The following is a 22756-nucleotide window of genomic DNA, read 5'->3' as shown; positions in this document are numbered from 1 at the left end:
AACGGCGACTACAGTCTTGGCCTTCAAGTCGCTTTCCGGTCAACTGGCCGGGCAACACGGGGAGTTGCGGCACATGGGGCTGAACGGTCAGGGGTTCACCATCTTCGACGTGCCGCCACTGGGGGAGGCGGCGCTGACGGAGTTCGAGAAGCTCCCGCTGGACAAGTACACGGGCTCGCGGCAGCGCTATCGCCGCTACTCGCAGTTCCGGCTCACCCATGAGGGCGGCGCGTGGACGCCGCGGGTGCTGCCGCACCGGGAGTTCGCGCAGGCGCGGGAGTACAACGCGCTGGTCGGCGGGCAGCCGCGGTCCTTCGAGCCGCTGGGCGTCGTGCCCGAGCCGCTGATCCGTGCCGCCGCCGAGGCGATCGGCCTCGACGAGGACGCGTCCTGGCAGCTCAACGTGCACCAGGTCCGCATCGTCTCCGCACCCGGTGTGAAGGGCGTCGCCGTGCCCGAGGGGCCGCACCGCGACGGGCACCACTACACCGTCACCGCGGTCAGCCGCCGGCACAACATCAGCGGCGGCGAGACCCAGTTGATGCCGCCGGGGGGCGGGAAGCCGTTCTTCCGTACGGTGCTGCAGCCGGGGCAGGCCATCGCGCTCAACGACCGCGAGATGTTCCACCACGCCACCGACATCGACCACCTCGACGACAGCGGCGGCCTGCGCGACGTCTGGCTGATCGCCGTCAACCCCTGGGACGAGCGCCGGTACGGGGAGGAGTGGGAGGCGAAGGTCCTGGAGGGGCAGCGGGCGTCGGCGTGATGACGACCGAGGCCCCGACCGCCTCCGACGCCCTCTACGACCGGATCGGCATCGGCTACTCCTCCGTACGGCGGCCCGATCCGCGCTGGGCCGCCGCGATCCGCGACGCCGTCGGTGACGCGCACAGCGTCATCAACGTCGGTGCGGGTGCCGGCTCCTACGAACCGCGGGACGTCCCGCTGCTCGCCGTCGAACCCTCCGCCGCGATGCGCGCCCAGCGGCCGACCGGAGCCGCCCCCTGTCTCACCGGACGGGCCGAGGAACTCCCCTTCGACGACGCGCAGTTCGACGTCGCCCTCGCCGTGCTCACCGTGCACCACTGGACCGACCTCGCCGTCGGCATCGCCGAACTGCGGCGCGTGGCCCGGCGGTTCGTCGTCGTGACGTACGACATGGCGGTGCAGCGGGAGTTCTGGCTCACCCGCGAGTACCTGCCCGAGATCGCCGAGGCGGAGGAGAGCAGGGTGCCGCCGCTGCCGTATCTGACCGGGCTGCTCGGCGAGTGCGAGGTCCGCCGGCTGCCCGTGTGGCACGACTTCACCGACGGTTTCATGACCGCCTTCTGGCGGCGGCCCCACGCCTACCTGGACCCGGCGCGCCGCCGCTCCTGCTCGGCGTTCGCGCTGACCGACCCGGCCGCGGTGGAGCGGGGCATCGGGCGGCTGGCCGCCGACCTGGAGTCCGGGGCGTGGGCGCGCGGGCACACGGGGCTGCTGGAGCTGGACCACATCGACGCCGGGTTCCGGCTGATCACGGGATCGGGATCTGGACCGGGACCGGTAACCGGATCTGGACCGGGAACCGGAGGGGAGCGGCCATGACCGGCTGGGACGGGGCACGCCTCACGGACATCGCCGGGCGGTACGGCACTCCCGTGCACGTCCTCGACGTGCGGCGGGCCGAGCGGGCCGCCGACGAACTGCTGGGTGCGCTCGGCGGGTTGGCGAGGCCGGGACGGGCCTACTACTCGGTGAAGACCAACTACCTTCCCCACCTGTGCGAGCGGTTCGCGGCGCGCGGCCTCGGTGCGGACGTGGTCTCCGGCTACGAGCTGCGGGCCGCGCTGCGCGCAGGGTTCGCGCCCGGCGACATCGTCTTCAACGGGCCGGTGAAGAAGGACGACGAACTCGCCCTCGCCGTACGGAACTCCGTGCGCGTCAACATCGACGGCGAGCACGAGATCGCCGCCCTGGAGCGGGCGGCGGCCGAGGCGGGGACCGTGGCGGAGGTGGGGATACGGCTGTTTCCGGGGCTGCCCGTCACCGGATCGGACGACCCCGCGTTCGTCGCACAGGCCGAACGGGCCGCCCGGCGCGGGCGGTTCGGCTGGCCGACGGGAAGCGGGCAGCTGGCACGGGTGCTGGCCGCCGTGGACGCGGCGCAGCACCTGCGGCTGACCGCCGTGCACGCGCACCTCGGCAGCCAGATCAGGTATCCCGAGCTGCTGCTCGCCGCCCTCGATCCGGTGCTGGAGGAGGCCGCTCGGCTGGGCGTGCGGGAGGTGAACATCGGCGGCGGGTTCGGCGTGCCCGGGATCCTGCGGCCGCGCGGCACCGACCGGTCGCCGGGGCCGGGACTCGACCCGGCGTCCTTCCTCACCGCCGTGGACAAGCGGATGGCCGAACTCGGGCTGGGTGACGCCGTGCTGGCGTGCGAGCCGGGGCGGCTGCTGGTGTCCGACGCGATGTGCCTGCTCACCCGGGTGATGTCCCGCAAGGAGCTGCCGGACTCCAACTGGCTGATCCTCGACGCGGGCCACCACATCGCCCCCTGGACCGGCACCGGCGAACTCCACCGCTTCACCCCGCTGGGGCGGGAGTTCTCGGCGGACCTCACCCCGTGGTCCCTGGCCGGCCCGCTCTGCTACGAGGCCGACGTCCACGCCCCCGACACCGACCTGCCCGCCGACCTCGGCGTCGGCGACCTGCTCGCCATGCACGACTCCGGCGCCTACTCGCTGGGCCGCAGCAACAACTTCATCCGCCTGCGCGCCGGGGTCGTCGCGATCGACGGGGAGCGGGAGGACCTGGTGTGGCGGGCGGAGACGGACGAGGACGTGTTCCGGTTCGCGGTGGAGGCCGGCGTATGAGTCTTGTCGCCAAGTACGCCGAGCTGCTCCGCCTTCCCGGCGCCCGCCCCGCCGTCCTCCCGGCCGCCTGTGCCCGTCTCGCGGTGACCATGGTGCCGGTGGCGTTGCTGCTGAGCGTCGTCGAGGCGGGGCGGTCGTTCGCCGTGGCGGGCGGGGCCGCTGGTGCCTACGCCGTCGGCAGCGCGTGCGGGCAGCCCTTCGCCGGGCGGGCCATGGACCGGCTGCGTCCGGCGCCCGTGCTGCGGGTGCTGGGCGCGGGGGTGTGCGTGGCGCTGGTCTGCGTCGCCGTGGCGGGCGTTCGCGCCCCGGTCGCCGTACTGTTCGCGGGCGCCTGTCTCGCGGGGGCGTGCGCGCCGCCGGTCGGGGCCTCGGTGCGGGCGCTGTGGAGCAGGCTGACCGAGGACGAGGGCCTGCGGCAGCGGGCGTACTCCTTCGAGGCCACCCTGACCGAGTTCCTCTTCATCGCGGGCCCCTCCCTGATCACCCTGCTCGCCGCGACCGTCGGCGCCCGCCCCGCGCTCGTCACGGCGGCGGTGGTGATGGGCGCCGGCACCTGGGCCTACGCCCAGGCACCCGCCGTACGGCAACAGCGGCCCGTCCCTTCGGTGGCCAGGCCCCGCAAACGCGGCGCGCACCGGCCGATCGCCGCGCTCACCGTCCTCGTCGCGATCGGTCTGACCGCCGCCCTGTCCAGCGCGCTCGCCGTCGCCGTCGCCGCGCTGCTGGACGGGGAGCGGTCGGACACGGCGTTCGCGGGCGTGCTGCTCGCCCTGCAGTCGGCGGGGAGTGTGGCCGGTGGTCTCGTCTACGGGGCGAAGCTGCGGCCCGGCTCCACCTACGGCCGCTATCTGCGGCTCCTCGTCGTCCTCACCGCCGGGCTCGCGCTGCTGCCGCTGGCCGGCCTCGCGGACGGCACCACGGCCGTCGTACTCCTGGCGGTCCTGCTGATCGCCAGCGGGACGCCCATAGCGCCCGCCGGTGCCGAGGAGTTCCAGCTGATCGGCGACATGACGGAGACCGGGCGGATGACCCAGGCCTTCGCGGGCGTCGGCAGCTTCATCCAGGCCGGCAGCGCCGCCGGTTCCGCGGGGGCCGGTGTCGTCGCCGAGCAGCTGGGCGCCTCGGCCGCGCTGCTCGTGCCCGCCGCCTGTACCGCCCTCGCCCTGGTCCTCGTCGTCGCCGCCCGCCATCCCATCGCGGTGGCGACCGCACCCCCCGCACCGGCCCTCGAAGGGAAGACCGCATGAGCACCATCCCCGTGATCACCACCCCAGTGATCGCCGTCATCGAGAGCCAGCTCTCCGACTTCGGACTCACCCCGCTGCGCGCCGCCCACGAACTCGGCCACCGGGCCGTGCTGGTGAGCAACGACCCCGACCGCTACCGGATCGTCTCGACCGCCGACGAGGTGTACGCCAAGTACATCGACGGCATCCTCACCGCCGACACCAACTCCGTGGCCGCCGTCATCGAGGCGCTCACGCCCTTCCACGCCGAGGGCGTGCTCGCCGGCGTCATGACGGTCACCGACTACAACATCCCGATCGTCGCCGAGATCGCCGCGCACTTCGGGCTGCCCGGCATGGACGTCGGCGCGGCCGCCGCCTGCCGCGACAAGCTCGTCCAGCGCGAGCTGATGCGGGACGCCGGGGTCGCCGTACCGCGCTTCACGCAGGCCGTCACCGAGGCGGACGCGCTGGCCGCCGCCGAGGAGTACGGGCTGCCCGTCGTGGTGAAGCCGATGACGGAGTCGGCGAGCATCGGCGTCAGCCTCTGCCGCACGCCCGAGGAGGTCGCCGCCGCGCACCACGCCATCGCGTCCGTCCCGCTGAACTTCCGGGGCCAGCCGCGCCGCCCGGGCGCGCTCGTCGAGGAGTACCTGATCGGCTACGAGCTCAGCGCCGAGATCGTTCACGACGGTGAGGCGCACGTCGTGATCGGGCTGACCGACAAGGCACTCGGCCCGCACCCGTACTTCGCCGAGCTGGGCGAGGTGTTCCCGTCGCTGCTGTCCGAGCCGGTGCGTCAGGCCTGCGCCGAGCTGGCCGCGCGGGCCCTTACGGCCGTCGGGCACGACTTCGGCGCCGCGCACGTCGAGGTCAAGGTCACCGAGCGCGGGCCGTACGTCGTGGAGATCAACGGGCGGATGGCGGGGGCGGAGATTCCCCGGCTGATCCTCGAATCCACCGGCATCCACATGCAACGCGAGGTCGCCAAGCTGCACGCGGGCGTGCCGGCCGACCTGACCCCCACCCAGTCCCGGGCCGCCGCGTCCCGGTACCTCACCGCACGGTCGGCGGGGATCCTCGCGGGCGTCGAGGGCGCGGACCTGGCCCGCCGGGTGCCGGGCGTCGTCACGGTCGTCCTCCAGCCCAAGGTGGGCAAGCCGGTCAAGCCGGCCGAGAGCAACCTCGACTACCTGGGCACGGTGGTGGCCACCGCCGACACGGCGGGAGACGCGCTGCGGTGCGCGGACGCGGCGATCGGACAGCTGACGCCGGTGGTTCAGGGGGAGGGGGAGTGACGGACATGACCGACCCCGGCCGCCTCACTGTCGGCGTCCACCGCAGCCCCCACGCCCTCGCCCCGGCCTGGGACTCCGCCTTCGGCGCCCGGTCCTTCTTCTCCGCCACGCCCTGGCTCCGGCACGCCCACGCCACCGCCGCCACCGCCCCGTACTACTTCACCGCCCACTCCACGGACGGGGACCTGCTCGCCGCCCTCCCCGCGCACCCCCTCGAAGACGACGCCCCCTATGTCTTCTGCCGCCCCGACTTCGTCCTTGGCCGTACCTACGACGCCCCCTGGACCCCGGGCCTCATGCCCGCCCTCGCCCTCGGCGGCCGCAACCCCTCCCACGGCAAGGCGGCCGCCGCCGACCCGGACGCCCTGCGCGGCCTCCTCACCACTGCCGAGGAACAAGCCCGCGACGACGGCATGCGCTCGGTCTGTTTCCTCTACGTCGACGAGGACGACGCCGTCCTGCGCACCGCCCTCACCGACGCGGGCTACACGGACCTCGCCTTCGAGACGACGTACTCCCTGGACGTGCCGCCGGCGGCCGACGGAGGCTTCGACGCCTACCGCGCCCGCTTCGGCCGCGAGACCCGCCGCCGCATCCGCCGCGACCTGCGGCGACTGGAGGAGGCGGGCGTGAGCTACGAGCTCTCGCCCCTCACCGACGACCTCATCGACCGCATCGCCCCCCTGGAACTCAACCTCTACGCCAAGTACGGCACCCCGGCCGACGCCGACGCCTTCCGCCGCGTCCTGACCAGCGTCGCCACCAACACCGGCGACACCGCCCGCGTCCTCACCGCCGAGTTGGACGGACACCTCGCCGGTTTCGTGCTCTTCTTCACCCACCGCGGCGAGATGTACGCCCGCCAGACCGGCTACGACTACGAAGCCAAGGGCGACACCCCCCTCTACTTCGGCCTCCTCTACTACGAGCTGCTGCGCCTCGCCGTCGCCGAGGACGTGACGGCGATCCACTACGGCACCGGCTCCGGCGACGTGAAACTCTCCCGCGGCTGCACCGGACGCGCCCAGCTCGCGTACGTGAAGGCCTTCGACCCGGAGACGGGCGCACGGCTGGCCGAACTTAAACTTGCCGACCATGGAGCTCATATTCCGGCCTGACCCCGACCTCACCCCCGAGCTGCTCGACGAGCTGACCCGGCTGTGGACGGACGTCAACAACAAGGGCGGAGCGGTCGGCTTCGTCGGCGACACGACGTACGAGGAGGTACGTCCCGAAATCGACCGGTACGCGGAGTCGGTCGCGGCCGGACGCCACCGCCTGATCGCCGGGCTCGACCCCGACGGACGGCTGCGCGCCACCGCCTTCCTCGGCTTCAACACACACCGCCTCCAAGGCCACTACGCGTGGCTGACCACCGTCATGGTCGACCCCGCCCTCCAGGGCGGCGGTCACGGCCGGGCCCTGCTCTCGGCGGCCGAGGAACACGCCCGCGCCCTCGGCCTGGAGGCGCTCAAGCTGACCTGCCGCGGCGGAATGGGCCTGGAGAACTTCTACGCCTCCGTCGGCTACAAGGAGGTGGGCCGGGTGCCGGGCGGGCTGCGGGTCGCCGCGGACGACTACCGGGACGACATCATGATGTGGCTTCCCCTGAACTGAGACCGGTACCGAGGCCTCTCCTGGACGGAGACACCCCCTGCAAGATCGCATGCCGGGCGTGCTTCACTGGATGGTGCCTTCGGGAACGCCCCCAGTGGGGGGACCCCCAGTCGGAACGGAAGAGTGGATTGAGATGCTCCGCTACACACTGATGCGCCTCGGGATCTTCGTGGGCTGCCTCGTGGTCGTCTGGGGCCTTGTCTACTCCGGTGCCGTCCCGCGCGGCGTGGGCGACGCCAACGGCATGTGGGTCGTCCTGCTCGCCCTCCTGCTCTCCGCCCCGATCAGCTTCGTCGTGCTGCGCAAGGAGCGGGACCGCGCCTCGGTCCAGGTCGTCCAGAAGGTGGACCGCATGAAGTCCAACCTGGAGGCCAACCGCAGCCAGGAGGACGGGGCCGACGACAGCGCCCGGACGCAGGGCCAGGCTCCCCAGGCCTCGTAGGGGCGTTGCTCACGGCCGTGCCCGATTAGTCTTTCCGGCATGGGTGCCGTGAAGAGCAAGCGGATGCCGCGTGCCGTCCGTGAACAGCAGATGCTGGACGCCGCCGTGCGGACCTTCGGGCAGCGCGGTTACATGGCCGCCTCGATGGACGAGATCGCCGAACTCGCGGGCGTGTCCAAGCCGTTGGTGTACCTGTACCTGAACTCGAAGGAAGACCTCTTCACCGCCTGCATCCGCCGCGAGGCCAAGGCCCTCACCGAGGCCGTACGGGCCGGCGTCGACCCCGGCCTGCCCGCCGACCGCCAACTCTGGGACGGGCTGGGGGCGTTCTTCACGCACACCGCGCAACACCCGGACGCCTGGTCGGTCCTGCACCTCCAGGCCCGCACCCACGGCGAGTCGTTCGCCGCCGAGGTCGCCGCGATGCGCGAGGGGATCGTCGCCTTCGTGACCCAGCTGATCGTCGTCGCCGCCCGCGAGGCCCACCGCGACCCCGACCTCCCCGAACGCGAGGTCGCCGGCCTCGCCGAGGCCCTGTTCGGCGCCGCCGAGTCACTCGCCGCCTGGGCCAACGCCACGCCCGGCGTCAGCGCCGGACAGGCGGCGGCGACTCTTATGAACTTCGCGTGGGCGGGGCTCGGCAACCTGATGAACGGGAACCCGTGGTCGCCGCCGGAGCCGGTTCACGAGGCGATCGGATAGATGTCGGTTCACGAGGCGATCCGGTGGACCTCGGCCCACGAGGCGATCGGCTCGACGTTTCGGTTCACGAGGCGATCGGATAGATCTCGCCGCTCATGTGCACCCGGTCCCCGCCGCGCAGCTCGAACCGCTCGTCGTCCGCGGCGTACGTCACCGTGCCCGGCAGCGGCACGGGCGCCTTGAACTGCGCCCGCACCAGGGCGGCTTGCGGTGTGCCGTGCGCGGCCAGGCAGCGGGCCAAGGTCCACATGCCGTGCGCGATGGGCCGGGGGAAGCCGAAGAGGCGGGCGGTGAGCGGGTACAGGTGGATGGGGTTGCGGTCGCCGGACGCGGCACCGTACCGGCGTCCGATGTCCCCGGCCAGCCGCCACTCGGCGACAGTGGGAAGCGGCTCGCGGGCCGATACGCCGGTCTTCGCGGCAGGGCCGTCCGTGCGGTGCCGGGCGAGATACGTGCTCCTCGACTCCCACACGACGCTCCCGTCCGCCCGCACCTCGGTGACGACGGCGGCCTCCGTGCCGCGTCGGTGCGGCGCCAACCCGTCGACGTACACCGTGAGTTCGTAGTCCCCGGTGGCCGCCGGCGCCTCGTGCTGTGCGATCTCGACCGACGTGTGGACGAGCCCGAGCAGCGGCAGCGGGAAGTTCCGCCCGCTCATCAGGCGCATCGCGAGCGGAAAGCCCAGCACATGCGGATACGTCACCGGCAGGGCGTCGTCCCCGGTCGGGAAGCCGCACACCCGCTCGTACGCCGCCAGCCGCGCGAGGTCGACGCGCAGGCCGGGCAGGACCAGCCGGGTGCGGGGGAAGTCGGCGGCCGGGCGGGGCCGCTTGAAGGGGGACAGCAGGGCGCCGCGGGCCAGGAGGGGCGCGAGGGCGGGGGGCCGGGTCAGGACGAGGGACACGAGAGAGAAGTTACCGTAGGTAATGCCACGTCACGCGGGATGTGCCTGAGGCTCACTCGCATAAGCGCCGAGGTTGCACATCCCCGGCTCCGGACCACCGCCGAACCCGCACGAACCTTCCACGTGGGCCCCGTACGATCACCGTCTTAACCCGCGGTAACCCGTCAGCCGCGCACCGCTGGTGAACGCCCGGTATGCCCCGTGCGTACCACATGCAGCAGAGCGGAACGCTGCTGCACGCCCCTGGAGCTGCCCATGTCCCTCTCCTACACGTCCGGTCACGACTACGACGGCGCGCCCGTGCTCGTGGAACCGGAGATCCGGCGGCTGGACGGAGAGGTCCGGGAGGTCTCCGTACCGCCGATGGTCCCGCCGCTCTCACACGGCTCGCTCGCGGACCTGCCCTTCGACAACGCGGACGCCGCGCCGGAGCACCGCGTGCTCAGCCGCCGTACGCCGGAAGGCGACTGGGCGGACGTGACGGCGGCCGAGTTCGCCGGGCAGGTGCTCGCCCTGGCGAAGGGGATGATCTCGGAAGGGCTGATGCCGGGCGACCGGGTCGCGATCATGGCGCGTACGACGTACGAGTGGACGCTCCTCGACTTCGCCGCGTGGGCCGCCGGACTGGTCACCGTCCCGATCTACCCGACCTCCTCCGTCTACCAGACCCGGTGGATCCTCCAGGACTCGGGCGCGGTGGCCCTGGTCACGGAGACCGTCGCCCAGGCGTCGGCGCTGGGCCCGGAACTCAGCCAGATCCCCGACCTGCACCACCTGTGGATCCTCGAGAAGGGCCACCTGGAGCGCGTCGCCGAGCTGGGGCGGGGCGTCGCCGACCAGGAGATCGCCGTACGGCGCGGGGTGCTGGTCCCCGACACGCTCGCCACCGTCGTCTACACCTCGGGCACCACCGGCCGCCCCAAGGGCTGTGCGCTCACCCACGGCAACTTCCTCATGGAGGTCGACAACGCGATCGAACTCCTGCACCCCGTCTTCAAGTCGAAGACCGCGGCCGAGGACGTCGCCACCCTCCTCTTCCTCCCCATGTCACACGTCTTCGGCCGCATGGTGGCCGTCGCCTGCATCCGTGCCCGGGTCCGCCTCGGTCACGCGCCGAGCCTGCAGGCGGAGGACCTGCTGGCGGACCTCGGCAGCTTCAAACCGACGTTCCTGCTGGTCATCCCGTACATGCTGGAGAAGGTCTTCAACAACGCGCGCGCCAAGGCGGAGAGCGGCGGCCGGGTCAAGGTCTTCGACCGCGCGACCGGCGTGGCCTGCCGCTACGCCGAGGCGGTCGAGGCCCGCCAGGCCGGCACGGGCTCCGGCCCCGGCGCCGCCCTCAAGGCGGCCCACGCCGTCTACGACCCCCTCGTCTACCGCCGCATCCGCAACGCCATGGGCGGCCGCATCCGCCACATCATCTCCGGCGGCTCCCCCCTCGGCCGCCGCCTCGCCGCCTTCTACGCGGGCGCCGGCATGGAGATCATCGAGGGCTACGGCCTCACGGAGTCCACCGGCGCCGCCACGGTCACCCCGCCCCTCAAGCCCCGCCTCGGCACGGTCGGCTGGCCCCTCCCCGGCACCAGGATCCGCATCGCCGCGGACGGCGAGATCCTCCTCAGCGGCGGCCAGGTCTTCCGCGGCTACTGGGACCCGCACGGCAGCGGCCTGATTCCCGCGTCCCCCGACGGCTGGTTCCCGACGGGCGACATCGGCCGCCTCGACGACGAGGGCTACCTGACGATCACGGGCAGAAAGAAGGAAATCCTCATCACGGCGGGAGGCAAGAACGTGGCCCCGGCGCCCCTCGAGAACTGGCTCCGCTCCCACCCCCTGATCTCCCAGTGCATGGTCGTGGGCGACACCCGCCCCTACATCTCCGCCCTCATCACCCTCGACATGGACGGCGTCACCCACTGGCGCCGGATGAACGGCAAACACCCCGTCCCGGCGGAACTCCTCGTGAACGACGACGAGTTGAGAGCCGTCCTGCAACGAGCGGTCGACGAGGCCAACAAGCTGGTCTCCCGCCCGGAGTCCATCCGCCGCTTCACGATCCTGCCCGTGGACTTCTCGGAGCAGGCCGGCCACCTGACCCCGTCGATGAAGCTGCGCCGGGACGCGGTCATGAAGGACTTCGCGCAGGATGTGGAGGGGCTCTACGAGCGGTGACGGTCGGCGACCTTCCGGTTCAATCGAGCATGTTGTGCCCAGTGCACGACCCTTGACTTCCCAAGACCCCCGCGCGACATTCCCGTCCCCTCACCCCTTTCATTCCCCGGCGGGCTGGAGCGGCCATGACCACGAGCGTGGGCTCTGCGAGAACAGGCGACAGGCTTCCTGGACGCCCTTCCCGAAGACACCTCCTGGCAGGCGCCGCCGGTGCGGGCCTCGCGGTCGCGGCCGGGGTGCAGCAAGGCGCCCGTGCGGCCGACCTGCCTGTCCTCGGGACGTACGACGTCGTCGTCATCGGCTCGGGCGCGGCCGGCATGACCGCCGCGCTGACCGCCGCCCGGCAGGGGCTGAGCTGTGTCGTCGTAGAGAAGGCGGGCACCTTCGGCGGGTCGGCCGCTCGTTCCGGTGCCGGGATCTGGATCCCCAACAATCCGGTGATCCTGGCCGCAGGCGTTCCCGATACTCCCGCCAAGGCCGCCGCCTACCTCGCCGCCGTGGTGGGCACGGACGTCCCCGCCGACCGGCAGCGTGCCTTCCTCGCCCACGGGCCCGCCATGATCTCCTTCGTCATGGCCAACAGTCCGCTGCGCTTCCGCTGGATGGAGGGATACAGCGACTACTACCCCGAGCTCGCCGGCGGCCTCCCGAACGGCCGCTCCATCGAGCCCGACCAGCTCGACGGCAACCTCCTCGGCGCCGAACTCGCCCGCCTCAACCCGCCGTATCTCGAAGTCCCCGCCGGAATGGTGGTCTTCAGCGCCGACTACAAGTGGCTCGCCCTGACCGCGGTGAGCGCGAAGGGTGTCGCCGTCGCCGCCGAGTGCCTGGCCCGGGGGACGAAGGCCGCCGCGCTCGGGCAGAAGCCGCTCACCATGGGGCAGTCGCTGGCGGCGGGACTGCGCCTCGGGCTCCGGGCCGCCGGGGTGCCGGTGTGGCTCTCCACCCCGCTCACCGAGCTGCACGTCGAGGGCGGCGCCGTCGTCGGGGCCGTGGTCGCGCGGGACGGAGTGCCCGGTCTCGTGCGCGCCCGGCGTGGGGTCGTCGTCGGCTCCGGCGGTTTCGAGCACAACGCGGCGATGCGGGCGCAGTACCAGCGGCAGCCGATCGGCACGGACTGGACCGTCGGCGCGAAGGAGAACACCGGGGACGGAATCCGGGCGGGGCAGCGGCTCGGGGCCGACCTCGCGCTCATGGACGACGCCTGGTGGGGGCCGGCCATCCCGCTCCCCGACCAGCCGTACTTCTGCCTTGCCGAACGCACCCTCCCCGGCGGCCTGATGGTCAACGCGGCGGGGCGTCGGTTCGTCAACGAGGCCGCGCCCTACAGCGACGTCGTCCACACCATGTACGAGCGGAACCCGACCGATCCCGACATCCCGGCCTGGCTGATCACCGACCAGAACTACCGCAACCGCTACCTCTTCAAGGACGTGGCGCCGACCTTCCCGTTCCCGGACGACTGGTACACCTCCGGCGCGGCACACAAGGCCTGGACCCTGGACGCTCTGGCCGCCGCCATCGGCGTCCCCGCGGCCGCCCTGCGCGCCACAGTCGACCGCTTCAACTCCCTTGCCCTGAAGGGCGACGACACCGACTTCGGGCGCGGCGACAGCGCCTACGACCACTACTACACGGACCCCGCCGTCCTCCCCGACTCCTGCCTCGCGCCCCTGTGGCTGCCCCCGTACCACGCCTTCCGGATCGTCCCCGGCGACCTCGGCACCAAGGGCGGCCTGCGCACCGACGCCCGCGCCCGCGTCCTGCGCCCCGACGGCTCGGTCATCCCCGGCCTGTACGCCGCCGGGAACGCCAGCGCAGCCGTGATGGGCCACAGCTATGCGGGCGCGGGCTCGACGATCGGCCCGGCGATGACCTTCGGGTACGTCGCGGCGCTGGACCTGGCGGGCGCGCTCCAGCCCTTCGGGCGGACGACGGGCACTTGACGACAGGGCCTAGCCGACGGTCTCCGTCGGCTTCCGCGCGATCAGGAAGGCCTGCGGGATGTCTTCCCCGAGGCCGGTGTCCGGTTCGCGCACCGTCCGCGCCACCATCTCGAAGCCGGACGCCGACAGCAGCTCGGCGATGGCCTCCGGCCGCCTGCGTTGGAAGGCGAGCGACACCGGGTGGCCCCACGGCCGGTCGTGGTACCGGGGTTCGTCGCCGACCTGGAAGGCGACGAGGAGGTGGCCACCAGGGGCCAGGACGCGGTGGAACTCGGTGAAGAGGTCGGGCAGCCGGTCCACAGGGGTGTGGATGGAGGAGTAGAAGGACACGACCCCCGCGAGCGCCCCGTCGGCAATGCCCAGCTCCAGCATCGAGCCCTGCTCGAAACGCAGGTCGGGGTTCTCCCGGCGGGCGATGGCCAGCATCGACTCGGACAGGTCGAGCCCGAACACGGACAGCCCGAGCGAAGCGAGATACGCGGTCGTCCGCCCCGGCCCGCACCCCAGGTCCGCCACCGCACGGTCGTCACCGACGAGTTCGGCGAACGCGGTGAGCACGGCCCGGTCCAGCGGCCTGGGGGCGAGAGCGTCGCGGAAACGGTCGGCGTAGTCCTCGGCCACGGTGTCGTAGAAGGTGCGGGTGGTGGTCAGAAAGTCGGTGTCGGTCATGGGCGGGGACCCTAGCGGCCGCCACCGACAGTCATGGCGACCCGGCAACCGGATCAGGCCACCCCCAGCACCCGCAACCCCGCCGTCACCCCCGCCGCTCCCAGCACCACCACCGCGAACGGCGCCCGCCGCCACGCCAGCACCCCGCCCACCAGCACCCCGGCCGGCCGGGCCCAGCCCGCGAAGCCGCCCCCCTCGGTCAGCGCCCCCGTGGCCAGCAGGGCCACCAGCAGCACGATCGCCCCGGCCGACAGCAACTCCTGTGCCCGTGCCGGGAGTTCCACCCGCCCGTGAAGCAGCGGCCCGACCAGTCGGAAGGCGTACGTCCCGACCGCGAGTGCGACGATCATGGCAACCGTGGCACTCATGTCGAGGAGCTCCTACGGCCGTGCAGCGCGAGCCCGGCCAGCGCCACCAGCACCGGCACCCCCGCCGGAACGGCCGGCGTCACCGCCAGGGCCAGTGCCGCGCCGGGCAGCGCGGATCGTCGTACGGCCGCATCCTCGCGGAGAGCGGGGAGGACCAGTGCGAGGAGTACGGCGGGGAAGGCGGCGTCCAGGCCGTACGTGCCCGTGTCGCCCAGGGCGCTGCCCGCGAGGGCCCCGGCCAGGACGGCCGTGTTCCATACGACGAACAGGCCGACGCCACAGATCCAGAAGGCGGCCCGGCGCCGGGCCGGGTCCGGCTGGGCGAGGGCGAAGGCCGCCGTCTCGTCGGTGACGAGGTGGGCGCCGAAGAGACGGGCGAGGCGGCCGCGGCCGATGGTGTCGGCGATGGCGAGGCTGAAGGCGGCCGTGCGGGTGTTGAGGAGGAGACCGGTGGCCGCCGCGGCGACCGGGCCGCCCCCGGCGAGCAGCACGCCGACCGCGCTGAACTGGGAAGCGCCCGCGTACACGACGACAGACATCACCACCGGCACCCAGACCGGGAGTCCGCCGGTGACGGCGATCGCGCCGAAGGAGACGCCGACGATGCCGCCGGCGAGCCAGATGAGGGACGCGTCGCGGATCAGTTCCGGGTGGCGCATGAAACGCGGTGTTCGCTCTGCCGTACGCATGTTCTCTACAATGAACAGGAGAGAGTCTGTTCGTCAAGGCGAACGAGCGTACCGATGGAGCGAACAACGTGACCGACGCCCTGCCCCCGTCCCGCCTCCCCCTCGACTGGATCGCCGCCTCCCTGCGCCGCGAACGCACCCGTGCCGGCCTGTCGTTGTCCGAGCTGGCCAAGCGGGCCGGGATCGCGAAGTCGACCCTGTCGCAACTGGAGGCGGGGAGCGGGAATCCGAGCGTGGAGACGCTGTGGGCACTGGGGGTGGCGCTGGGGGTGCCGTTCAGTGCGCTGGTGGAGCCGCCGGCCTCTTCCGTTCAGGTGATCCGGGCGGGAGAGGGGCCCGCGGTCGCGTCCGAGCAGGCGAACTTCGTGGCCACGCTGCTGTCCGCCAGTCCGCCCGGGGCGCGGCGGGACATCTACCACCTGCGGGCGGAGCCGGGGGCGGCGCGCGCGTCGGAGCCGCACATTCCGGGCACGGTGGAGCATCTGGTCGTCAGCACGGGGCGGGTGAAGGCGGGGCCGCGGGGCGAGGAGGTGGAGCTGGGGCCGGGGGACTACATGGCGTACCGCGGTGATGTGCCGCACTCGTACGAGGCGTTTGCGGCCGGGACGACGTTCGTGCTGGTCATGCAGCACGTGTGAGGGCCGGGGCGCCGAGCGAAAGGCAGGAGCCCCGTTGCCTTGCGGCACGGGGCTCCTTGGGTACTGCTGTCGATTCCGGATCAGAGCTTTGGGCTCATGAACTCAGACAGGGGTGACGTTCTCCGCCTGCGGGCCCTTCGGGCCCTGGGTCACGTCGAAGGAAACCTGCTGGTTCTCCTCCAGCGAGCGGAAGCCGCTCGCGTTGATCGCGGAGTAGTGGACGAAGACGTCGGGGCCGCCGCCTTCTTGGGCGATGAAGCCAAAGCCCTTTTCGGCGTTGAACCACTTCACGGTTCCGGTAGCCATAAGCCCTCCTTGGGCCCAAAGGGTTGCCCTGCTCCAGAACCCTGCAAAGTGTGAAAGCAAAATGCCGCACAACTGCATACGTCTGAAAACGACTAGAGCCCGCGGTCACATGCTCCGCAGGCTCTGTACTGCAAGGGAAACCAAACTGCAACTTGCGGTGAGCCTAGCACGCAGGCAGCCGAATGCAAGAGAGGTCAAGATCACGTCACCCGGACGTTTGAAAGGCGCGTTTCCTGGTTGACAGGGGGCAGGTGAAGCGAAGGTGACATGTGAGCCACAGATGGGTCACGCCCGAGTCGCACCCTGGGCCCTGCACGCTACGCCATGGGGTCTAGTCTCGCGATGTGGACATTTCTCGCACCCGGCCGCGCGTCGGCCACATCCAGTTCCTCAACTGCCTGCCCCTGTACTGGGGGCTCGCGAGAACCGGCACGCTGCTCGACTTCGAGCTGACCAAGGACACCCCGGAGAAGCTCAGCGAGCAGCTGGTGCAGGGGAGCCTCGACATCGGGCCCATCACCCTGGTCGAGTTCCTCAAGAACGCGGACGACCTGGTCGCCTTCCCCGACATCGCGGTCGGCTGCGACGGGCCGGTGATGTCCTGCGTGATCGTCTCGCAGGTCCCGCTGGACGAGCTGGACGGTGCCCGGGTCGCACTCGGCTCGACCTCGCGCACGTCCGTACGCCTGGCCCAGCTCCTCCTGTCCGACCGCTACGGCGTGCAGCCCGACTACTACACCTGCCCGCCCGACCTCAGCCTGATGATGCAGGAGGCCGAGGCCGCCGTACTCATCGGGGACGCGGCGCTGCGCGCGAACCTGCTCGACGGGCCGAAGTTCGGGCTCGAGGTGCACGACCTGGGTGCCCTGTGGAAGGAGTGGACCGGGCTGCCGTTCGTGTTCGCCGTGTGGGCGGCCCGCCGCGACTACCTGGAGCGCGAGCCGGCCATCACCCGCAAGGTCCACGAGGCCTTCCTCGCCTCCCGCAACCTCTCCCTGGAGGAGGTCGGCAAGGTCGCCGAGCAGGCCGCCCGCTGGGAGGCCTTCGACGAACAGGTCCTGGAGCGCTACTTCACGACCCTCGACTTCCGCTTCGGCGGCCCCCAACTCGCGGCGGTCGCCGAGTTCGCCCGCCGGGTCGGACCGACGACCGGCTTCCCGGCGGATGTGAAGGTCGATCTGCTCCAGCCGTAACCGCGCGGAGTACGGCGCACTACGCTGCTGATGCCTTGGCAGTGGCACGGGGGAGGAGTGACGCCATGCAGCCGCTCGGAGTCGACGAACCCACCGTCGTGGGGCCCTACCGGCTGCTCGGCCGGCTCGGCTCCGGCGGGATGGGCCGGGTCTACCTCGGCCGCAGCACCGGCGGCCGCACGGTCGCGGTGAAGATCGTGCACCCGCACTTCGCGCTGGACGAGGAGTTCCGTGCCCGCTTCCGCCGCGAGGTCGACGCCGCGCGCCGGGTCGGCGGCGCCTGGACCGCGCCGGTCCTGGACGCGGACCCGGAGGCGAACGTGCCCTGGGTCGCGACCGCCTACGCGGCGGGACCGTCCTTGTCGGCGGCGGTCGCGGACGCAGGTGCGCTGCCCGCGCATTCGGTACGGGCGCTGGGGGCGGGGCTCGCCGAGGCGCTGACGGCGGTGCACGAACTCGGGCTCGTGCACCGGGACGTGAAGCCGTCCAACGTGCTGCTCACCCTGGACGGCCCCCTGCTCATCGACTTCGGTATCGCGCGGGCCCTGGACGGTACGGCCTCCCTGACGTCCAGCGGAGTCTCGATCGGCTCGCCCGGCTACATGTCGCCCGAGCAGATCCTGGGCAAGGGGGCGACCGGCTCTGCCGACGTCTTCTCCCTCGGCGCGGTGCTGACCTACGCGGCGACCGGGGAGGCGCCCTTCCGGGGGGACTCATCGGCGGCGCTGCTGTACCGGGTTGTCCATGAGCCGCCCGAACTCGGGTCACTGGACGGTGACCTGCGGCCACTCGTGGAAGCCTGCCTGTCCAAGGAGCCCGACGCGCGGCCGACGCCCGCCGAAGTGGCCCGGTGGCTGGCTCCCGAGGGAGCGGCGCGGCTGGTCGCGGGCGGGTGGCTGCCGGGGGCGCTGGTGGAGCAGGTCAGCCGGGGGGCCGTACGGCTGCTGAACCTGGAGACGGCGCAGGAGGTGACCTCCGGGCCGGTGGAGTTCAGCAGGACCTCGGAGGCGGCGCCGGTCATCGGGGAGTTCGGGCCGCCGCCCGTCATGGCTCCCGCTTCGGCTCCGGGTGTCGCTCCGGTTGAGGCGCCTGTCCCCGTGCCGCCCCTGTCCGTTCCCGAGCCCCGGGACGCGCGCGAACCCCACCGCCACGAACCCCACCCGCACGACACGGCTCCCTCCGACCGCGGGCCCGGCAAGCTCTCCGTCTCCTTCTCCGCCACGGCGGCCCCCGCCGCCACCGGCCGAGGGCGTCGGCTCAGCTGCACGGTGGCCCTCGCGGTCGCGGGGGCGCTGGCTGCGGTGACCGTCGGGTCGGTGTTCGTGTTCGACCTGTTGCCGGACAACAGCAGTCCCGGCGCCGGTGACTCCGGCAGCAGCGCCTCCTCCCCGAGGCCGAGTGCCAGTGGCGACGCGGTCGCGGTGCCGGCCCGTTACGTCGGGACGTGGGAGGGACAGGCAGTCGCCCTCGACGGCACGCTCCCCATGGGGACCTTTCGGCTGAGCGTCGAACGGGCCGACGTGGGCGAGAAGTTGGGCACCCTCCGGCACACCGATGTGCTCGGCGGTGTCTGCGACGACGTACTGACCCTGAAGAAGGTGACGAACAAGCAGGTCGTGGCGACCGCCGTCGGCGCCGCGTCGAACCGGGGCGTGTGCAGCCAGGCGGCCCACACGGTTCGGATCACGCCGGTCGGCGACGACCTCCAGTACGACTCGGACAGCGAGGACTCCGGGCGGCCGCGGGCGCGGCTGTCGAAGGTCGGGCAAGGATGACCGGTGTGTCCGGCCTGACCGGTCCGCTGATCGCCGTCGCCGCGGTGTGGGGCGCGGTGGCGGGTGCGCTCGTGCCGCGGCTCGCGTACCGGTTCTCGGTGCCCTCGGAGGAGGTCTGGCGGGAGCGGTGTCCCGGCGGGCATCCGATCCGGGGGCCGGTCCGTGGGTGGCTCGGGTGGGCCCGATGCGGGGAGTGCGCGAGCGAGGTCGCGGTGGGGGCGGAGGCCGAGACCCTCGTGACGACGAAGTCCGCGCACGGTACGTACGGCCCCCGCACCCCCGTTCTCGCCCTCGCCACCGCCCTCCTCTGTGCCGGCCTCGCCGCCGCCACCGGCACCCGGCCCGAGATCGCCGTCTGGCTGCTGCTCGCGCCCGTTGGGGTGTTGCTGGCCGTCGTGGACTTCCGGGTGAAGCGGCTGCCGGACGTGCTGACGCTGCCGCTCGCCGCCCTCTCGCTGGTGCTGCTGGGGCTGGTCGCGCTGGTGCCCGAGCATGTGGGGAGCTGGCCGACCGCCGCGCTGGGCGCCCTCGCGCTGGGCGCCGGGTACTTCGTGCTGTGGCTGGTCAACCCCGGGGGCATGGGCTTCGGCGATGTGAAACTGGCGCTCGGGACGGGGGCCGTGCTCGGGTGGTACGGCTGGGGGGCCGTGCTGCTCGGTACCTTCGCGGGGTTCCTGCTGGGGGCGTTGTACGGCGGTGCGCTCGTCTTGGCGCGGCGGGCCGGGCGCCGGACGACGATCCCCTTCGGGCCGTTCCTGATCGCGGGGGCGTACCTCGGGCTGCTGATCGGCGCGTACGCGGCCTGAAGTCCGTCGGGGAAATGGCCTGGCGTAGGCTGGTTCGGACGTGTCCTCACCCCTTGACGAAAGGGACGCCCCCGGTGACCGAGAAGGCCGACCTTCAGTCCGTCCTCGACCGTGCCGCCGAAGGTGGGCGCATCACTCCCGAGGAGGCGCTCCTCCTCTACCGCGACGCCCCGCTGCACGCGCTGGGCGCCGCCGCCGACGCCGTACGGCGCCGCAGGTACGCGGGGACCGAGCACATCGCGACGTACATCATCGAGCGCAACATCAACTACACGAACGTGTGCGTCACGGCGTGCAAGTTCTGCGCCTTCTACGCCGCACCCAAGGACACCGCCAAGGGCTGGACCCGGGATCTCGACGACATCCTGCGCCGGTGCGCCGAGACCGTCGAACTCGGCGGGACGCAGATCATGTTCCAGGGCGGTCACCACCCGGACTACGGCGTCGAGTACTACGAGAAGCACTTCTCCGCCATCAAGCGGGCCTTCCCGCAGCTGGTGATCCACTCACTGGGCGCGTCCGAGGTCGAGCACATGGCCCGGATCTCGAAGGTGTCGGTCGAGGAGGCGATCCAGCGCATCCACGCGGCCGGTCTCGACTCCTTCGCCGGTGCCGGTGCCGAGCTGCTGCCCGAGCGTCCGCGCAAGGCCATCGCGCCGCTGAAGGAGTCCGGCGAGCGCTGGCTGGAGATCATGGAGACCGCGCACCGGCTGGGTGTCGAGTCCACCTCCACCATGCTCATGGGGACCGGCGAGACCAACGCCGAGCGCATCGAGCATCTGCGGATGATCCGTGACGTACAGGACCGGACGGGCGGCTTCCGCGCCTTCATCCCGTACACCTACCAGCCCGAGAACAACCACCTGAAGGGCCGTACGCAGGCCACGCTCTTCGAGTACCTGCGGATGATCGCCATCGCGCGGCTGTTCATGGACAACATCGCCCACATCCAGGGCTCTTGGCTGACCACCGGCAAGGAGGTCGGCCAACTGTCGCTGCACTACGGCGCGGACGACCTCGGCTCGATCATGCTGGAGGAGAACGTCGTCTCCTCCGCCGGTGCCAAGCACCGCTCCAACCGGATGGAGATCATCGACCTCATCCGCAAGGCGGGACGCGTCCCGGCCCAGCGGGCGACGACGTACGAGCACCTCGTCGTGCACGACGACCCGGCGAACGACCCCGTCGACGAGCGCGTGATGTCCCACATCTCGTCCACGGCGATCGCGGGCGGCACGGCTCATCCGGAGCTGAAGCTGCTCGCCTCCAACTGACCTCGCCGTGCTGACGATTCACGCCGCCGACCTCCTGATCACGGGAGATCGGCGGCCGCCCGTGCCCGGTGGGGCGGTGCTCGTCGACGGGCGGGAGATCGCGGCCGTCGGGCCGTACGAGGAGCTGGTCGCCGCGCATCCGACCGCTCGCGTGCGGCGCTGGCCGGGGCTACTCACGCCCGGTCTGGTGAACGTCCATGGGCCCGAACTCCTGGAGCGGACCTACCATCCGGATCCGCGCGAGGCCGACGAACTGGGCACCGAGCCGCTCACCGGCGCGGCCCTCGCGGCGCTCACCATGACCGACGCGCGGTGGGGTGCGAGCGCGCGGCGGGGAGTGCAGCGGATGCTCGCCCACGGGACCGTCGCCGTGGCGGGGCACCTGCGGCGGCCCGCCGCTGTCGACGCCGTGTACCGGGCGGGGCTGACGGCGGAGGAGCGGTTCGAGGATCCCCCGGGCCCGCCGACGCTCGACCCGTTGGCCGGGCCGGCCGGGTCGGTCCGGTCGGCCGGGGGGAGCCTGGCGGAGGCGATCCTGCTGCCGCTTCCGCCGGACGGAGTGCGCGGCGTGGACGCCACGTTCGCCGTGTTCGACGTCCCCGACGAGGCCGCTCTCGAGCTGCGCGGAGCTGTGAGCTGTGTGGCGACGGTCGTCAAGGGGCGCCTGGTGTACCGGCGCCGGTAGCCGACAGCCCCCGTAGGCGGCTGCGTTTCGGCGGGCTCAGCCCGCGAACGCCTTCGCGAACGCACCCGAACTCTGCTCCACCCCACTGCAGTCGGTCGCCGCGTCGTCCTGCCCCGAGCTGCCCTCCTCGCACTGCTGGTCGCGCTCGGTCGACCACATCGACACCCACGCGATCCCCTTCTCCTCCGCGAACGACCGCACCTGGGCCGCGTCCGAGAGCGTGAACGTCTCGTTGTCCACGTCATTGACGCCGATCATCGAGGTCAGGGCCATCCCCCGCCAGGCGGCCGCGTCCGCGAGACCGAAGACGTCCTTGAGCTGGCCATGAGCGGCCCTCGCCGAAGTCAGCGCGTAGTCGCCCATGTCGCCGTCGTACGACTCGCCGTAATTCATCGTCATGAGGTTGACGGTGGACACCTGTACGTCGTGCTCGTTGGCCGACTCCAGAAGAGCGAGGCCGGCGGCGTCGAGGCCGGACGGCATGACCGGGAGCGTGAAGGAGACCTCGAGGCCGGTGCGCTCCTCCTGCAGCGCAGCGATCGCCTCCGAGCGCAGGGCGACCGAGTCGGAGTCGGTGAGTTCGTCGCCCTCGATGTCGAAGTCGGCCTGGGCGGAGCCGGCCGCGTCCAGCGCCTTGCCGTACGCCTCGGCCAGCTCGGCCGCGCTGTCGCAGGCCGCCGCCAACTCCTCGCCGGAGGCGCCGCCGAAGGAGACGCGGACCGTGGCGCCGTCCTCCTTGAGCCGCGATATCCGGGACTTCACCGCGGAGTCGCCGATGGCGTGCGTCCCGTTCCACTTCGGCGTGCAGCCGCTGCCGTCGGAGATCACGAAGGCGAGGTTGTACGTCGTCGGGGAGGCGGCCGAGTCGTTGTCGGACGCGGTCGTGGCGCTCACGTAGGGGGCGTACGAAGTGGTCGGCCCGGCCTCCTCGGCGGGGGACGCGGTGGGGGAGGCGCTCGACCGCTGCGGCGCGTCGGGCGCCGCGTCCGCGGTGTCGTCGGATCCCGCGGAGCACCCCGCGGTGGCCAGGGCAAACAGGCAGGTGAGCCCGGCCGCCGGCTTCAGTAAACTCCGCATCGAGTGTGCTCCCGCTCTCGTGACTTCTGTCTCAGGCCGGAAACAAGGCGCGTTTCCGAAGTGGAAATGTCTCACACGGAGCTGAGCTTCGGGCGGACAACGACCGCACAG

23 protein-coding genes are annotated in these 22756 nt (G+C 72.0%); 17 read left to right on the top strand and 6 right to left on the bottom strand.

Going from position 1 to position 22756, the window contains the following annotated elements; all coding sequences use genetic code 11:
- Positions 1 to 73: 73 nt before the first annotated feature.
- The 9 genes from ACFYO2_RS31045 (at position 74) to ACFYO2_RS31005 (ending at position 8143) form a co-directional block, all read left to right on the top strand.
- Positions 74 to 769 carry a 2OG-Fe dioxygenase family protein gene (locus tag ACFYO2_RS31045; RefSeq protein WP_388355617.1) on the top strand — a complete coding sequence of 232 codons (696 nt, stop codon included), beginning with the start codon at positions 74 to 76 and terminating at the stop codon, positions 767 to 769.
- Positions 769 to 1590: a class I SAM-dependent methyltransferase gene (locus tag ACFYO2_RS31040; protein WP_388355615.1), complete on the top strand. Its 822-nt coding sequence runs from the start codon at positions 769 to 771 to the stop codon at positions 1588 to 1590. Before ACFYO2_RS31045 ends, ACFYO2_RS31040 begins: the two co-directional genes overlap by 1 nt.
- Complete coding sequence (locus ACFYO2_RS31035; protein WP_388355613.1) at positions 1587 to 2858, top strand: diaminopimelate decarboxylase family protein; 1272 nt, start codon at positions 1587 to 1589, stop codon at positions 2856 to 2858. Before ACFYO2_RS31040 ends, ACFYO2_RS31035 begins: the two co-directional genes overlap by 4 nt.
- A complete protein-coding gene (locus tag ACFYO2_RS31030) occupies positions 2855 to 4105 on the top strand; it encodes an MFS transporter (protein ID WP_388355611.1) in 1251 nt (416 codons plus the stop codon). Before ACFYO2_RS31035 ends, ACFYO2_RS31030 begins: the two co-directional genes overlap by 4 nt.
- Positions 4102 to 5382, top strand: coding sequence for an ATP-grasp domain-containing protein (locus tag ACFYO2_RS31025; protein ID WP_388355610.1), 1281 nt, complete (start codon positions 4102 to 4104; stop codon positions 5380 to 5382). The genes ACFYO2_RS31030 and ACFYO2_RS31025 overlap by 4 nt, the downstream gene beginning before the upstream one ends.
- A 5-nt stretch (positions 5383 to 5387) precedes the next feature.
- A complete protein-coding gene (locus tag ACFYO2_RS31020; RefSeq protein WP_388355609.1) occupies positions 5388 to 6500 on the top strand; it encodes a GNAT family N-acetyltransferase in 1113 nt (370 codons plus the stop codon).
- Positions 6478 to 6999: a GNAT family N-acetyltransferase gene (locus tag ACFYO2_RS31015; protein ID WP_388355607.1), complete on the top strand. Its 522-nt coding sequence runs from the start codon at positions 6478 to 6480 to the stop codon at positions 6997 to 6999. Before ACFYO2_RS31020 ends, ACFYO2_RS31015 begins: the two co-directional genes overlap by 23 nt.
- 133 nt (positions 7000 to 7132) lie before the next feature.
- The gene (locus ACFYO2_RS31010) at positions 7133 to 7441 is read left to right on the top strand and encodes a DUF4229 domain-containing protein (protein WP_388355605.1); all 309 of its coding nucleotides are present in this window, start codon (positions 7133 to 7135) and stop codon (positions 7439 to 7441) included.
- A gap of 39 nt (positions 7442 to 7480) precedes the next feature.
- Positions 7481 to 8143 (top strand): TetR/AcrR family transcriptional regulator, encoded by a 663-nt coding sequence (locus ACFYO2_RS31005; protein ID WP_388355603.1) that lies wholly within the window; start codon positions 7481 to 7483, stop codon positions 8141 to 8143.
- 64 nt (positions 8144 to 8207) lie between these two features.
- Here ACFYO2_RS31005 and ACFYO2_RS31000 read toward each other — a convergent pair whose 3' ends face one another.
- Positions 8208 to 9047 carry a MaoC family dehydratase gene (locus ACFYO2_RS31000; protein WP_388355601.1) on the bottom strand — a complete coding sequence of 280 codons (840 nt, stop codon included), beginning with the start codon at positions 9045 to 9047 and terminating at the stop codon, positions 8208 to 8210.
- 255 nt (positions 9048 to 9302) lie between these two features.
- Between ACFYO2_RS31000 and ACFYO2_RS30995 the strand changes: the two genes are divergently transcribed.
- Both ACFYO2_RS30995 and kstD read left to right on the top strand, forming a co-directional pair.
- Positions 9303 to 11219 carry an AMP-dependent synthetase/ligase gene (locus ACFYO2_RS30995; RefSeq protein ID WP_388355599.1) on the top strand — a complete coding sequence of 639 codons (1917 nt, stop codon included), beginning with the start codon at positions 9303 to 9305 and terminating at the stop codon, positions 11217 to 11219.
- A 125-nt stretch (positions 11220 to 11344) separates the two neighbouring features.
- On the top strand, positions 11345 to 13165 hold the full coding sequence (gene kstD / locus ACFYO2_RS30990; RefSeq protein ID WP_388355597.1) for a 3-oxosteroid 1-dehydrogenase: 1821 nt from the start codon (positions 11345 to 11347) through the stop codon (positions 13163 to 13165).
- A 9-nt stretch (positions 13166 to 13174) separates the two neighbouring features.
- Here kstD and ACFYO2_RS30985 read toward each other — a convergent pair whose 3' ends face one another.
- The 3 genes from ACFYO2_RS30985 to ACFYO2_RS30975 are packed head-to-tail and all read right to left on the bottom strand — an operon-like array spanning position 13175 to position 14891.
- On the bottom strand, positions 13175 to 13834 hold the full coding sequence (locus ACFYO2_RS30985) for a class I SAM-dependent methyltransferase (protein ID WP_388355595.1): 660 nt from the start codon (positions 13832 to 13834) through the stop codon (positions 13175 to 13177).
- 53 nt (positions 13835 to 13887) lie between these two features.
- Positions 13888 to 14202, bottom strand: coding sequence for an AzlD domain-containing protein (locus ACFYO2_RS30980; RefSeq protein WP_388355593.1), 315 nt, complete (start codon positions 14200 to 14202; stop codon positions 13888 to 13890).
- A complete protein-coding gene (locus ACFYO2_RS30975; protein ID WP_388355591.1) occupies positions 14199 to 14891 on the bottom strand; it encodes an AzlC family ABC transporter permease in 693 nt (230 codons plus the stop codon). Before ACFYO2_RS30975 ends, ACFYO2_RS30980 begins: the two co-directional genes overlap by 4 nt.
- Positions 14892 to 14959: 68 nt before the next feature.
- On the opposite strand from ACFYO2_RS30975, the gene ACFYO2_RS30970 reads away from it, so the two are divergent.
- Complete coding sequence (locus ACFYO2_RS30970) at positions 14960 to 15529, top strand: helix-turn-helix domain-containing protein (protein ID WP_388355589.1); 570 nt, start codon at positions 14960 to 14962, stop codon at positions 15527 to 15529.
- Between the two features lie 102 nt (positions 15530 to 15631).
- Here ACFYO2_RS30970 and ACFYO2_RS30965 read toward each other — a convergent pair whose 3' ends face one another.
- Entirely contained in the window at positions 15632 to 15835 is a 204-nt protein-coding gene (locus ACFYO2_RS30965) for a cold-shock protein (RefSeq protein ID WP_003992177.1), read from the bottom strand.
- A gap of 344 nt (positions 15836 to 16179) precedes the next feature.
- On the opposite strand from ACFYO2_RS30965, the gene ACFYO2_RS30960 reads away from it, so the two are divergent.
- The 5 genes from ACFYO2_RS30960 to ACFYO2_RS30940 all read left to right on the top strand — a co-directional run bounded on the left by ACFYO2_RS30960 (position 16180) and on the right by ACFYO2_RS30940 (position 21568).
- The gene (locus ACFYO2_RS30960) at positions 16180 to 17028 is read left to right on the top strand and encodes a menaquinone biosynthetic enzyme MqnA/MqnD family protein (RefSeq protein WP_388355587.1); all 849 of its coding nucleotides are present in this window, start codon (positions 16180 to 16182) and stop codon (positions 17026 to 17028) included.
- Positions 17029 to 17093: 65 nt separating this feature from the next.
- A complete protein-coding gene (locus ACFYO2_RS30955; protein ID WP_388355585.1) occupies positions 17094 to 18803 on the top strand; it encodes a serine/threonine-protein kinase in 1710 nt (569 codons plus the stop codon).
- Complete coding sequence (locus ACFYO2_RS30950; protein ID WP_388355583.1) at positions 18800 to 19609, top strand: prepilin peptidase; 810 nt, start codon at positions 18800 to 18802, stop codon at positions 19607 to 19609. Before ACFYO2_RS30955 ends, ACFYO2_RS30950 begins: the two co-directional genes overlap by 4 nt.
- A 74-nt stretch (positions 19610 to 19683) precedes the next feature.
- On the top strand, positions 19684 to 20883 hold the full coding sequence (gene mqnC, locus ACFYO2_RS30945; protein ID WP_388355581.1) for a cyclic dehypoxanthinyl futalosine synthase: 1200 nt from the start codon (positions 19684 to 19686) through the stop codon (positions 20881 to 20883).
- Positions 20884 to 20890: 7 nt separating this feature from the next.
- The gene (locus ACFYO2_RS30940; RefSeq protein WP_388355579.1) at positions 20891 to 21568 is read left to right on the top strand and encodes a hypothetical protein; all 678 of its coding nucleotides are present in this window, start codon (positions 20891 to 20893) and stop codon (positions 21566 to 21568) included.
- A gap of 36 nt (positions 21569 to 21604) precedes the next feature.
- On the opposite strand, the gene ACFYO2_RS30935 is transcribed toward ACFYO2_RS30940, so the two are convergent.
- On the bottom strand, positions 21605 to 22645 hold the full coding sequence (locus ACFYO2_RS30935; protein ID WP_388355577.1) for a chitinase: 1041 nt from the start codon (positions 22643 to 22645) through the stop codon (positions 21605 to 21607).
- Positions 22646 to 22756: the final 111 nt, after the last annotated feature.

Origin of the sequence: Streptomyces sp. NPDC006602, assembly GCF_042870385.1 — a bacterium.
In the GTDB taxonomy this organism is placed as follows: domain Bacteria; phylum Actinomycetota; class Actinomycetes; order Streptomycetales; family Streptomycetaceae; genus Streptomyces.
Note: the sequence above shows the minus strand (reverse complement) of the source record. Positions and strands in the feature narration are given on the sequence as shown.